The sequence below is a fragment of the Desulfogranum aggregans genome (genome assembly GCF_055398265.1).
Map to the genome: position 1 here is coordinate 1,979,828 of NZ_AP042447.1, position 13,074 is coordinate 1,992,901.

Below are 13,074 nucleotides of genomic sequence, written 5' to 3' on the forward strand. Positions count from 1 at the left end.
CGGGGGGCAACATGGTGGAACAATCCGGTGGGACAGGCAACAACGGTTAGCATGCCAGCAGTGCAGGCTGAGGAAACTCATCCCAGCCTGCACCACGAATGGAAGCAAGAAAAGGATCTTAACAGCAGGTCACGGCTTCCTCGGTAAGCAGACTCCCCCTGCTCTTTTTTCCGGCAATACCGGACGATGTCCGATATGAAAGGATTTTTACAGACGTAACCGGTTCACCGGTTTACCACATGACAATAACGGCAGGCACAGCCAGCCCTGCAAAACAGAGCAGCACGTACCAAGCCATCTTCATGGTGCCAATGAAACCGACAAGCGCCAGTTTGAACGCCAAGTTGGCTACAAAAGCGATGAGCAGACTGATACCTGCCTGAGAAAGGGCAAGGACTTCCTGGCCGGCCAGCCTGGAGTTGGACAGGGTAATGGCATCTACATCGGTTAAACCAGAGAGAAGCGCGACAATATACACCCCTTTTTCACCAAAAAAATCCTTACCGCCTGAAACCGCGACCAGGATTATTGCGTAGAGCATACCAAACAGAACGGCCTGTTTTAACTCTGCAGGGTTTTTGGTCTCCGGCACTGGCACCTCCTTGTTGCCGAGACGGTGCCAAATCCACAGCGCCGGCACCAGACCGCCAATAAACATCGTGCCAAGCGGCACCACCAGCTCTTCAAACAGCGGCAGATAAATCACACCAATAAGCAACGCCATGCGCACCAGAGCTATGGCCGAGGCCAATGCAATGACCAGCGCCCCGGTCATCGAGAATGTGGGATTGGCACGGGCATGTCTGCTGATGGAAAAGGTGGTTGCAGTGCTGGACACAAGACCACCTATAAGACCGAGAAATGGACCTCCCCAGCGGCTGCCGATCAGCTTGAGAGTAACATAGCCCACCACGTTGAGCCCGCTGATCATGACGACCATCAACCAGATGTTATACGGGTTGAGCGTTCCATATGGGCCGTATGAACGGTTTGGCAATACCGGCAGGATAACAAATGCGAGCAGACCGAACTGAAAAATCGCCACAAGGTCCTGTCGCTTGAGGCGATGGGTGAATGCATGCAGCTGCGGCTTGAAATAAAGAATAACCGTGGTAGCGAGGCTGAGAGCAACAGCAGAGGATTGGAGATCAAAAGCAATCAGCGCGCCGATCGTAAAGGCAATGAGCAGCGCCGACAGGGTTGTTAAACCAGGCTCCTCGTTCTCCCTATCCAGGCGGAGTATCTGAACGGTTATCGTCTGCGCGGCCACGGCAAGCATACCAGCCATCAGCAGCCACTGATTATCGATGATCTGGCTCAACTGGCCGCAAATAGCACCAAAAAGTACCACGAGAATAAAAGTGCGCAGGCCTGCCAGCCGACGCTCCTTTCGCTCCCTCTCCAAGCCAAGCAAGGCACCAAGCAGCATTGCCAGCACATATGTCTCGAAGTGTTGATAGATGATTGAATCTGTCATGGGTCCAAACGATCTCTATCCCCCTCCTCTCTTCTCCGCTCCTGCTCGTTGATTGCAGATGGCCACGCTGATGGAGGTTTCCCTTTACTCCAACCAGCGTGGTGCGGATGTTGGTTAAGCTCAACTTATCGCCGTGTGCGGAAAATGCACCTGCACCATTTTCGTCCACTCCCGAGGTTCAGCTCTAATCATCCATTTGCAACTTACGGGCCATTGCCCCTGAGGTCCACATTCCTGTCGTTTGCCAACTAGGACTACTACAGAGGATGCGATGCTGTGAGGTTTAAGGAAGGAGGGGGGAGCTGGTCGTGTACCTTGCCGCTACGGGACCTGCGAAAAGGAGCATGAGGAAGGCCACGGTTTATGGGAACGCTGCATGGAGATGCAGAGGCATTTGCAGTTCAGCGCTGTTCACTGTTTCCGGCGCTGCCAATGCCCTCCGTCTTTTTCGTATTTTTGTTTAACGGCAGCCCAAGCAACCTTGTGCGCCACTTCCTCTCGGGAATCATCGCCTTGGCGGGCATCTTGGTCTTTATACTGCTCCCATGCACTGTTGAATGCGGCACGATAAATATCCTGCGCCGCTTCGGGTAAAGCATCTCTGACAGGTTGCGGAAGGTCGCTAGGACGTTGGTAAGGCATGGAATCCTCCGGATACAAACACCAATGGTAAACCCAGGGAGTGGTTGCTTACAGGCGCCAGGTATGTGCTATTGATATATCCCCGGTCAACGATGAAAATCCACCAGCACCCCACGGAGCACTACCGAGGAGACACGACAGTTCCACCAACAGGAGAACGCGGCCGCCTGCGAACAGGGCTGGAGCAGCCCCTGATCAGCCTTCTTCTATCCAGTCTCGAAGTTCCGGAAAAAAGTAGAGCATACCTTCCACTACCCCGGCTGCATAGTTACCGTTCAGCGAAGAGAGGCTGCCCTGAGCACAATACAGCCTGGACTGCTGCTGTTTTTCTGTCAATGCTGCAATCGCCTCCCTGCGGACATCTGCAGCAGCGTTTTTTACCAGTATCGCCTGCAGTCCACTGGTCAACGCATCAAGATCATTGCCGCTGTCTCCTGCAAAAACAGCCTGTTGTTGGGGGATACCCTCCTGATCCAACAAAAAAGTGATAGCCTCGAGTTTGTTGGCCGATGCCGGCAATACGTCAAGCAGTCCCAGGTTTTCGGCCTCATCAAGGCTCCAAATCAGGTTGGCGGCGACCTTGTTGGCTTCCAGAATGGTACGAATCTCCTCTATGAGGCGGCTCCGTTCAACATCGGGATCGGTAAAATAACTGAGTTTGAACGTGTTCTGCTTCTCCGGCGGCTGCAGCCATATATGCTCGACCTCTTTGGCTGCGATCAGTTCATCGAGTTCTCCTTGTTCGAGCCCATTCCAATCCGCTCCGATATGTTCCTGCCACGCCGGATCGAGCAGCCATGCACCATCGCGCAATCGGTAGAGAGTCGTCCCCACATCGCCGATAACAAAATCAGGAGCAGGCAACTGGTAATCGGTCAGCGCCTGCTCCACCAATTTCCTGTCGCGTCCGCTCACATATGCCAAACGGACCTTTGGATGAAGAGCAAGCCTTGTCAGCAGCGGACGAGCAAGCTCCGACTCGGCTTGACTGCCATTGGGAATAAGCGTTCGATCCAGGTCACTGCAGAGAAGTAACGTCTTCATTGGTAGCAAAAACCTTTTTACCTTGTACGGCATGAAATCCCATCAGTGCTGCAGAAGCACTCCAGCACTGGGCTGAATTTCCGCCGGGATGAAAATGTTGGCCATGTATATACTCAGCAAACCCCCATTCGCGACCATCCATGGGCAACTGGTTGGCCTGGTTGATCCCATCCAGATAAGCCCGGGCGCTGCTGACCTGTCCGCGCTGAGCGAGATCAGCCACATAAAAGCCTGTAAGCATCTGCCAGAGGCCACCGTTATGAAACTCATAGGGGTGATTCTTAAAATCGTAGGAAAAGGTGATCTTCAGGTCCTCCCAGTCCCGATCGACCGGTTGAATGACTGGGTAAAAAGCCGGCAGCAACTTCATTGTCTGCGGCGTCACATATTTCTCCACATACTGGTCCACTTTCCCACGGCGTGCATCACTGGCCACACCGAGCAGAGAAACGAGAACGTTGGCAAATGCGTCAAATCGGTACCCGTATCCATGGGGCGAAAAAAACGGCATCCAATACCGTTGCGTACATCGGTCAGCTGCTTTTCGTCCTTTCTCGAACAGCACCTCATGATAGACATGGGTCGGAATTTTATCCTGGGAACCAAACCAGTAGTTGTCTTGTATCATTTGCTCCAGCCGGCGTATCTTGTCCACCAGATCGGGGCGCTCGACATGCCTGAAGCGGTTATGAAGAAAACACCAGGAGCGCAATGCCTGCAGGTAGATCAACTGATCGTAGAGGATATAGCCATTGTGGATGTATTCATCCGACCAGTCACCTGTAGCCGGGACGTACAAAAAACCACGGTTGTTGAATTCCCAGGCACCGAGAAGAAACATGACCCGGTCAAGGACTGGCATGAGCTGTTCAAGAAAGCGGTCGTCACCACTCGAGCGCCAGTATTCGGTTGCACCGATCACAAACCAGAGCGCGGCGTCTACCCGACCGGCTGTACCACCATAACTGACCCTGCCGTTATTCATGTCGACATTGCTGGGAATCTCCCCATGCGGCCCCTGGTGGTCGGCTAATGTCTTTAACGTCAGACGGAATGCATCATGCAGATCCAACTCCTCGGTCATCAGAGCGCCAAGCCCGACAATAACGCCGTCTCGCCCCCAGATACGCCGGTAGTTGTCGTTATCGGCCAGACTGGCAATGAAGCCATGCTTTGTGGCGCACTTTCGCACCAGTTGTACCGCCCGCTCCAGTGGTTCTTCTCCGTAGGTTGGATACATTGCTGTCATCGTCTTTTCAAAGAATAATGGTTCATTGGCATGCATTACAATGGACGGTAAACACCCTAGCCCGACAGCACAAGCAAAGAATTGGGCTCCTCTCCAGCCCCTGCAACAGGCACTGCCCTGCTGAATGGCAAACAATTTGCAATACTTACAATAAAAGGAGGAAAAAAACAGGCGACGTCGGACAAATAGTGCCGACGCGCACTGTACGTTGCTGACCAATAAATCGGACGAAAAACCACCGTCCAGTGAGATGGGAGTATAAAGTATGCAAAATCAACAACAGCTGAGAAGTCTCGATGCGCTGCTCGGGTATGGCCTGGGTGCTCAAGATGGGAACATAGGCTCCTGCAAGGATTTCCTGTTTGATGATAAAGACTGGACAGTGCGATATGTGGTTGCTGATACACGAAAATGGCTTCCAGGCCGTAAAGTGCTCCTTTCACCTCTATCCATCGGCCCGATCGATGTGATAAGCAGGACTATGATAATAGAACTGACCAAGGAGCAGATCGAATCAGCGCCTCCCCTGGATAGCGATGCTCCTGTTTCCCGCCAATATGAACAATTCTACAATCAGTATTTTCAATGGGATGATTACTGGGCCGGGACAGCAATTTGGGGCAATTACCCTTCCCCTCGGCCTCATCAACGGGAGAAAAAGCCACCTCAGGAGGTGAAACTGGTTGAAGAAGACAAGGTCAACCTCCGTTCGACTAGGGAAGTGCTGGGATACAGGATCCGCGCAACGGATGACAGTATAGGCCATATTGAGGATTGCATCGTTGATGAGCAGACCTGGGAAATTCGTTACCTGGTGATCGACACCAGTAATTGGCTGCCTGCAAGTAAGCGGGTCATCATTTCTCCACAGTGGGTTCGCTCCGTGGACTGGGCCGAACGCACCCTGGAGGTTAAGGTAACAAGAGAGCAGGTCGAGAACAGTCCGCCTTATGACCAGACGGTCCCGGTATACAGGGATTATGAACAATCAATTTTTGACCATTACAATTTTCCCTACTACTGGTAGGCACATGCTGTTCACTGCTCCCACAATCGAACCATTGGCGTAAGGTGGCTTCGTACGGTGCATGAAAGATTGGGCGGCAGCGAGCGTATCCGCCTCATCAATCACCAGATAATCATGCACTCTTTACATTGCTGCACAAAAAGGTACACATTGTGCAACATCAGGATACGCAACCAATGTGGTAAAAAATAATGCAAAGGAAAAGAGTGGGGGATGAACGCCCCTCTGATCACAGAGGGAAAAACGGGCAGAGTGCCCCCATTCCCCGATGTTTAACGAGTCGTCTGGAGGAGCAACAATGGAAACAGGGTTTGGTGGATTGATTGGCTTGTTGATTTTGATAGCTGACATATGGGCAATTATCAATGTTTTCAAAAGTGGTATAAGCACTGGCGCCAAGGTCTTATGGACGCTGCTCATTGTTGTGCTGCCACTCATCGGACTGATTATATGGTTTTTTGCTGGTCCCCGCAGCGCCACGATCAGATAGCTTTCCTTTGTCATCAAAACATAATGAGATGACTGAATATCTATCGTTTGATGCGACGCTTGTTCTGCCACACGCCCTCCACCTGGCAATTGCATACCTTTTGGCACTGCCGCTTGGGTGGGAGCGAGAACAAAGTGATCGTCATTTCGGCCTCAGGACGTTTCCTCTGGTTGCCGTTGTGACCTGCGGATTCATGCTTGTGGGGATATCCGTGGTTGACAGCACGGATGGAGAGGCGCGAATAATCCAAGGAATTATTACAGGGATCGGGTTTATCGGCGGGGGGGCCATCTTAACCCAAAAAGACAAAGTTCGGGGTACAGCAACGGCTGCCAGCATCTGGAATACCGGAGCGATCGGCCTTTCGGTTGCTTTTGGCAGGCTGGAGATTGCTCTTATTTTGTCGCTGTTGAATTTTGTGACGTTACTATTATTCGGTAAGGTCAAGGACAGCGACATAATAGATGAGGAAGACAACTAACCTGCATTCTCATGAACTCCCGGCCATGTGCTAATTTTCCATACAGCCCGCAAACGAGCTGCCACAAGGTATATCTCCTGAATACTTGGCAACATTCTCTGGCATTATAATGCTGGATATACGTAGTCATTTACCTGCAAAGTGCCATCGGTTTTGCACGGCGGCAACGGGACTGTGCAGTCCCCGTGATGAACTACCAATGCGCAGCAACAGAGCAAGCCTGACATCCTCCTTTCCCCTTTCCTCCCCCTCTACGCACCAATGCATGATCACCCAGTTGGGATTGAATGGCTTTTCCCCAAGATATGTCGTCCATTCCGGCAAGATTGAGTCCGGACATACCGGACAAACAGGCCGAATGGAACCTGTGCGCGTGGTCTTTCCTGGCGAGAAACACCAGGTCGGTTGAAAGAAAGCATTCTAACCAATTGAAAAAATTAAGCAAAAGGTCGGCTGCAACCACAATGGCACAACAACTGCACCTCTTCTCTACACGTACTCTATTCACTCCTCATCCGACAACCTTTTGCGCGGATACAAAAAAAGAGGTTAAGTATGTCTGATACACAAACGTATCTTAAACAGGCTGAAACACAGATGAAAAAATGGCAGGCGGACCTGGAGCGGGCAAAAGCCGCTGTCGCCGAAAAACAGTATGAAACGAAAAGTGAATATTACCAACAGGTAATGGAAGCGTCTCAAAAAGAAAAAGAACTGCAGGAAAAAATGGCGGCGCTCAAAAAAGCCGGTCAGGAAAGCTGGGATGAACTGAAGCATGGTTTCGAACAGGCCGCAGGGGAACTGGAAAAGGCGGTCAATAAATCGCTGGAAACGATGAAATCCCAAGAAAAAGGATAAGCACGTCCGAGGGATAGTTCGCTTCACTACATGTCACTGTACGCATGTATACCTCTACCTTCCCTACCGGCAAAAGAGATAATGTTCCGGGCAGGACCAAACGTTTTTCTCTCATAGCCTCGATTACCACTCTCCGCTTGCCGCTCTTCCCGGACCGCTAAATTGCATCCCCCAAAAGGCGTGTGTATTTACCACGCCTTTTGGGTTCAGTACCTATATCTTCCAGAGTCGCAGGCAGTTCCAAGGAATAACCATGAGTGATTATTCTTTCGGCACACTCACCTTTCCGACGAGTTCCTCCACTGCTGTCGACAGATAATATACACAGGTACTTGCTTTTCGTATCAATGCCACCAATGAAAAATTTTCCCTAACCGCCCCATTTCATATACCATTGTTCATTTTTTGAATTACAGGGCAAATCCTAACACAGAGCTATAACGTACTGACGACTTGAATCACTTTTAGCCTGGTACATCGCCTGATCGGCAGCTTTCAGCATGGCTTCCTCGTCGGCAAAGCCTGCACAACTGGTGGCGACGCCTATGCTGGTGGACACCTTCATTTCATGTCCCGTAATCGAAACCGATTGCGCACATTTTCGATGAATTCTGGCAACGATACTTCCTATTGTTTCTTCGTCCTCTACATTGTCAAGCAGGACGATGAACTCATCGCCTCCCAGCCTGGCAACGATGTCTCCATCACGTACCGCCTCCTGGAGTGTTCGTGCAAAAAATTTAAGGAGCTCATCACCAGCATCATGACCATAGGTATCATTGATCAGCTTAAACTTATTAAGATCAAGAAAACAAATTGAAAAATGATACCCTTTTCCACGTGAGGCCTCGCGGCAGGCTGCGTGGAGAATAGTCATAAACTCCGCTCGGTTTTTCAGACCGGTGAGGCCGTCATGCCCTGCCTGGTGGGCAAGCCGCTTCTCGTAGAGGACCCTGTCGGTAACATCTCTGGCAACAACATAAAAAAGGCCATCATGTTTATACGATGCCACACTACAGGACAGCCAGCGCTCACCTCCGTGTTTCACCAGAAACCTGGCTTCAATGAGTTGTCTCCCATCATTTTTTTTCAATATGCCGAGCACCTCCTGAAAGAAAGGGAGATCGTCTGGATGAATAAACGAAAAGATGCTTTTGCCATGAATATCATGTGCCTCGTAACCAAGAATCCCTGCCCAGCCGTCATTCCCCTGCTTAATCAGGCCAGAAATATCCACAATCGCCATAACATCCAGGGACAGCTGAAAAAACCTATCTCGCTGGATGATGGTCTGCTGCAACTCCAGCGTTAAAAACGCTTGAGCGGCAAGAGGTGAAAAACGCATGGCCTTTTTGACATGGCTGGGTCCGAAATGTCTGGCTTCCGGATGGGTAATAACCAGAATAGCCTTCCATCCACCGCCGTGAAGCCCTATATGCAGAGCGGATGTCACCCGAGTGGTTATTGCCGAAGGCATGTCTTTCCATTCCGGCACGAGGCTCACATCATATGAAGCTATTGGACGTCCAGCAAGTACCCGAGAAAACAAAGAACCAGGGATCCATTCACTGCGCCTGATTGCTTCCAGGGTAGAAACCAGGGCAGTCATCCTGTTGTCCAACCTCATCTCTAAAATGAATGCGTGTTCAAAGGGGATGACTTTACGAAGGGCTCCAACTAAGGAAAGAAACAGTTCCTGATGATCTGTAGCCGCAGATATTCCACGCAACCCCTGCAGCATAGATTCCGCTTCAATCCGGGTGCGTTGTTCCCGTTGTCTGGACCGTTCAAGATCAAGAAGGACTTCTAACAACTGTTCAGATTTAAAAATCATTTCAGCTCGCTAAATCGCTGGCTTCTCATTTTTTCAGCAATCAGACACTGTTTTTTGCAAACAATAAAACGGATATCATCAGGTTTCCGTGGCGGTTCTCACCATTTAAAAAACACCCTTGCTCTCCAAAAGTAAACGTGCCAAGAAAAGGTACTCCCGGCAAAGCCTGACGAAAACTTTCCACAACCTCATCCAGCCGATGCCGGACACTGAGCATGCACCCCGCACAATACACTACCACGGCCCCTGCCACCTCATCGGCATGCGCCATATTTGTCTCCAAGGCCGATGTGGCGACTCTACCAGCACGAGTAATCAGGCTGTCCACGGTGCCGCGCATCAAAACAATCTCTTCTCCCTCTCTGATGTCTGAAAAAAGGGTAATCCCCCCTTTCTTTGTCACCGTCTCTGGGTGGGAAAGCTGGTAATATGGGACATCACCAATATAGCCCGCCACTCTTCCCAACGGGTGCAAGGTTGTCTGTTGCAGGACGTCTCCGCCTTCTTCGAGCGCCTCTGCAATGGCGCCACCAACCCAGCTGTTGTAGAGATCAGCTGCAGGACGCCCATCGATCTCCAGAAGTGTTCGATTGGATGTCTTTGTAATTTTCCCTTTTTTATCCGTTGCCTCAAAACCACCGGCTTTGGTGATGATGCCTTTGGACTCTGTGGGTTCATATCCGCTATGAAAAGCGCACATAACATCTGTCGATGGAAAAAGAGCGGTTACAATCACTCCATTTGTATATATTTTTTCATGGGTAAATTGCTTCCATTCTCCACTAACCGTGTTATCTGCTGAACTCCCTCCAGCTATTGGCACATCTTTTCCAAGTACATTACCAATCCCCGTGATGAGTTGTTCTTCCCAGCCGGGAGATGAAGTCAACCAGATCATGGCGGGCACCTCTCCCGGACATGCTGAATTCTCCAGAGCTTTCCTGACCGCCAACTCCGCGGCTTCAACAGGGTCGTCTCCTATCGTAGCGGAACCAACTCCGTAATTCCCAAAATGATCGGCAATGCCAAGCATGGCCATGCCGTGATCGTTTTTGGACATGACACCCAACTGGGTCATCGCTCCGGTGCAGGAAGTGGCACCATGTAAAACGGTATTTGGGCTGATTGCCCTGATTTTTTGAGTAATCTCCTCTATATCATAATTGACAGAGCAATACATGATCAGGAGGTTGGGTTCGGCGTCGAGCTCTTGAGTCAGTTCCCTATATCGCGCAATAACTGTATCAGTATCCACTTCAACAGTCGCTGCTGTTGTTATTTTCATGGGTAACTCCGGATCATAATTTGCATTGAATCAATATAGCCATACGGATACCAGGCAGCACTAGCTCCTGGCGACTTTGATTTAGATGAACTTTATAGTAAAAGTATATTGGTCAGAACACCTTGCGTCAAATGGCTATACACGTTTACCCAAACGCCCATGGTAAAATTTCAATGATACGACACCTAGGTCTCCGACATGACCCGATGAATAACTCAGCTAGACGCATGAATAAAAAATCCGTGAACAGAGCATGCTAACCAGGCCTCACTTTTCTGCTGTGTTGCATCCATCCTTACTGCCTGACAGGTGATTTCAATCATATCCTCTTTATGAACGTAAAAACACAATACTCCCTCTCCGTTTTCACCGAGCAAGTCAGGCTGTTGTATGCAGATGCGTTGGTTATACTGCTCGCCTCGCTTGCAGCCGGCATTCTTCTTTGCTGGTCGCAATGGAGCGTCATCGATCACGCTCTCATTGTCGCGTGGTTTGCCGTTTTTTTTCAATTTCAAGTTGTCGAATTGTTCTCGTCTACCTCTACCATAAAAAAAACCCGGGCATGGAAACCATCCACCCCTGGTACACAGTTTATCTGATTGGAACGTACGCGGCCGGCTTCATGTGGGGCATGGCATCGGTTTTTCTTTTCCCGGAAACCAGTCAGATGCACCAATTACTCTTCTGCCTGATCATGGCCGGCCTGGCGGCCGGAGCTATCACCACCCATTCTTCGAGCACATCCGTTGCCATCGGGTTTCTTTCCATTGTCCTTCTTCCACTTGGTGCAAGAATGCTCACTCTGGATGCAGAGGAGTATCGATTCCTCAGTTTACTCATATTTATATTTTGGGTATTTGTCCTTATCGGGTCCAGGAAAATTCATAACAACATCAAGGAAAATATTGAACTTAGGCTGAAAAGTACCGCCCGGGAGAATCAATTAAAAATAAGCGAGGAACGCTATCGGCACCTGTTCAACAGTGCCCCTGTGGGTATTCTCCAGTATGACAAGCATGGCATTATCATTGATTGCAACAACTATTTTGTTGACCTGATTGGATCCACCAGGGAACTCCTTATCGGGTTTGATCTTTCTTCAAACATAGCGGATAAAAAAATGAGGGCCGCAATCATGCGCTCCCTGACAGGGAAAGACGGGTATTTTGAAGGAGACTACCGGTCCGTCACCGGAAACAAAAAAACTTCTATCAGGGCATTTTTCAAGGCTCTGCAGCCCCTGGAAGGAAGCTCCATTCATGGTATGGGCATAGTGGAAGATTTTACGGAAAAAAAACAGTTTGAGGAAAAGCTCTATTATCACGCTACCTATGATTCCCTGACAGGCCTTCCCAATCGACGCCTCCTGCAGCGCAAACTGGAAAAAGAAATATCCCGAGCTATACGCTATGGTCACATCGGTGCGCTCCTTTTCATCGATCTAGACAATTTTAAAACAATTAATGACTCCCTCGGCCACGCTGTTGGCGACGACCTGCTAAAACTGGTCGCCCAACGAATCAGGGAATGCATTCGCCAGGAGGATGCTGCTGCACGAATGGGCGGAGATGAATTTGTTATTATCCTGACAGAACTTGATAGTCAAAGACACATGGCCGCCAATAAAGCACAATCGATTTCGGAAGAAATCCGTCTCTGTCTCTCTGCTCCCTGCACCGTATCGGGATATGAATTGCGCACCAGCCTAAGCATCGGCATTTCCCTTTTTCCAAAACCTGAAAAAAATGCTGATGACATCCTCAAACAGGCCGACACGGCCATGTACAGGGCAAAAAGTGACGGCCGCAACACTATCCGTTTTTTCTCTCCTGATATGCAAAAAGCGGCCGATGAACGGCTCCAGCTCACGCTTGAGATTCAACAATCCCTGCAGAACGATGAATTCATCCTATATTACCAGCCCCAAGTCGATGCTCAGGGCTACCTTGTCGGTGCAGAGGCGCTGTTACGGTGGAACCACCCGCAACAGGGCCTGCTCTCCCCTGCCCGCTTTCTTGAGACAGCTGAAGAAACAGGTCTCATGCCGGATATTGGGAAATGGGTGCTCAATAGCGCCTGCAGCCAAATAACAAACTGGTGTGAACAAGACCTGCTTGGACCTGGCATGACAATCTCCATCAATATCAGCGGCAAAGAACTCTCTGATTCAGCCTTTTTCGACACCATACAAGAGACGCTTACCGCGCAGGGAACCGATCCCGCTCGCCTGGGCATTGAACTCACGGAAGGGAGCCTCATCACGACCAACTCAGAGACCATAGAACGTATGATTGCCCTCCAACAGTTGGGGATCAAGCTCTCGATTGATGATTTTGGGACAGGATACTCCTCGTTGAATTACCTGAACAAACTGCCACTCAACACATTGAAAATTGATCGATCTTTTGTCCAGGAAATCAAGGACAAAGGCCATAGAACTTCAATTGTCGACACCATCATTGTGATGGCACACAATCTGGGTTTGGAAGCTGTCGCAGAAGGCGTTGAGTCCGTAACAGAACTCAATTATTTACAAGCCAAAGGCTGCTCAGTATACCAGGGATACTATTTCAGCAAGCCTCTCCCCCCTGCAACCTTTACACAAATGCTCAGATCAGCAAATAAAGATCAGGTTGTTGCCACCGCCTCCGCCCCATGACCGTTATTCCCCTTTACTGCTGTAAGGC

The 13,074-nt window shown here is 50.0% G+C and carries 12 protein-coding genes; 5 read left to right on the forward strand and 7 right to left on the reverse strand.

Features of this window, described 5'->3' with window-relative positions; all coding sequences use genetic code 11:
* Positions 1 to 232: 232 nt before the first annotated feature.
* The 4 genes from ACZ52Z_RS08980 to ACZ52Z_RS08995 all read right to left on the reverse strand — a co-directional run bounded on the left by ACZ52Z_RS08980 (position 233) and on the right by ACZ52Z_RS08995 (position 4,412).
* On the reverse strand, positions 233 to 1,477 hold the full coding sequence (locus ACZ52Z_RS08980; protein ID WP_464270397.1) for an MgtC/SapB family protein: 1,245 nt from the start codon (positions 1,475 to 1,477) through the stop codon (positions 233 to 235).
* A gap of 411 nt (positions 1,478 to 1,888) precedes the next feature.
* The gene (locus ACZ52Z_RS08985; RefSeq protein WP_464270398.1) at positions 1,889 to 2,119 is read right to left on the reverse strand and encodes a ChaB family protein; all 231 of its coding nucleotides are present in this window, start codon (positions 2,117 to 2,119) and stop codon (positions 1,889 to 1,891) included.
* Positions 2,120 to 2,314: 195 nt separating this feature from the next.
* Entirely contained in the window at positions 2,315 to 3,163 is an 849-nt protein-coding gene (locus ACZ52Z_RS08990) for an HAD-IIB family hydrolase (RefSeq protein WP_464270399.1), read from the reverse strand.
* The gene (locus ACZ52Z_RS08995) at positions 3,138 to 4,412 is read right to left on the reverse strand and encodes an amylo-alpha-1,6-glucosidase (protein WP_464270400.1); all 1,275 of its coding nucleotides are present in this window, start codon (positions 4,410 to 4,412) and stop codon (positions 3,138 to 3,140) included. The genes ACZ52Z_RS08990 and ACZ52Z_RS08995 overlap by 26 nt, the downstream gene beginning before the upstream one ends.
* A 265-nt stretch (positions 4,413 to 4,677) precedes the next feature.
* On the opposite strand from ACZ52Z_RS08995, the gene ACZ52Z_RS09000 reads away from it, so the two are divergent.
* The 4 genes from ACZ52Z_RS09000 to ACZ52Z_RS09015 all read left to right on the forward strand — a co-directional run bounded on the left by ACZ52Z_RS09000 (position 4,678) and on the right by ACZ52Z_RS09015 (position 7,268).
* The gene (locus tag ACZ52Z_RS09000) at positions 4,678 to 5,439 is read left to right on the forward strand and encodes a PRC-barrel domain-containing protein (protein ID WP_464270401.1); all 762 of its coding nucleotides are present in this window, start codon (positions 4,678 to 4,680) and stop codon (positions 5,437 to 5,439) included.
* A gap of 298 nt (positions 5,440 to 5,737) precedes the next feature.
* Positions 5,738 to 5,929: a PLD nuclease N-terminal domain-containing protein gene (locus tag ACZ52Z_RS09005; RefSeq protein WP_464270402.1), complete on the forward strand. Its 192-nt coding sequence runs from the start codon at positions 5,738 to 5,740 to the stop codon at positions 5,927 to 5,929.
* Positions 5,930 to 5,957: 28 nt separating this feature from the next.
* Positions 5,958 to 6,410, forward strand: coding sequence for an MgtC/SapB family protein (locus ACZ52Z_RS09010; protein ID WP_464270403.1), 453 nt, complete (start codon positions 5,958 to 5,960; stop codon positions 6,408 to 6,410).
* 555 nt (positions 6,411 to 6,965) lie between these two features.
* Entirely contained in the window at positions 6,966 to 7,268 is a 303-nt protein-coding gene (locus ACZ52Z_RS09015; RefSeq protein ID WP_464270404.1) for a sll1863 family stress response protein, read from the forward strand.
* A gap of 424 nt (positions 7,269 to 7,692) precedes the next feature.
* Here ACZ52Z_RS09015 and ACZ52Z_RS09020 read toward each other — a convergent pair whose 3' ends face one another.
* The 3 genes from ACZ52Z_RS09020 to ACZ52Z_RS09030 all read right to left on the reverse strand — a co-directional run bounded on the left by ACZ52Z_RS09020 (position 7,693) and on the right by ACZ52Z_RS09030 (position 10,902).
* Entirely contained in the window at positions 7,693 to 9,102 is a 1,410-nt protein-coding gene (locus ACZ52Z_RS09020; RefSeq protein WP_464270405.1) for a diguanylate cyclase domain-containing protein, read from the reverse strand.
* A 40-nt stretch (positions 9,103 to 9,142) separates the two neighbouring features.
* Positions 9,143 to 10,387 carry an FIST signal transduction protein gene (locus ACZ52Z_RS09025; RefSeq protein ID WP_464270406.1) on the reverse strand — a complete coding sequence of 415 codons (1,245 nt, stop codon included), beginning with the start codon at positions 10,385 to 10,387 and terminating at the stop codon, positions 9,143 to 9,145.
* A 215-nt stretch (positions 10,388 to 10,602) separates the two neighbouring features.
* The gene (locus ACZ52Z_RS09030; protein ID WP_464270407.1) at positions 10,603 to 10,902 is read right to left on the reverse strand and encodes a hypothetical protein; all 300 of its coding nucleotides are present in this window, start codon (positions 10,900 to 10,902) and stop codon (positions 10,603 to 10,605) included.
* Between the two features lie 47 nt (positions 10,903 to 10,949).
* Between ACZ52Z_RS09030 and ACZ52Z_RS09035 the strand changes: the two genes are divergently transcribed.
* Complete coding sequence (locus ACZ52Z_RS09035; protein WP_464270408.1) at positions 10,950 to 13,046, forward strand: putative bifunctional diguanylate cyclase/phosphodiesterase; 2,097 nt, start codon at positions 10,950 to 10,952, stop codon at positions 13,044 to 13,046.
* Positions 13,047 to 13,074: the final 28 nt, after the last annotated feature.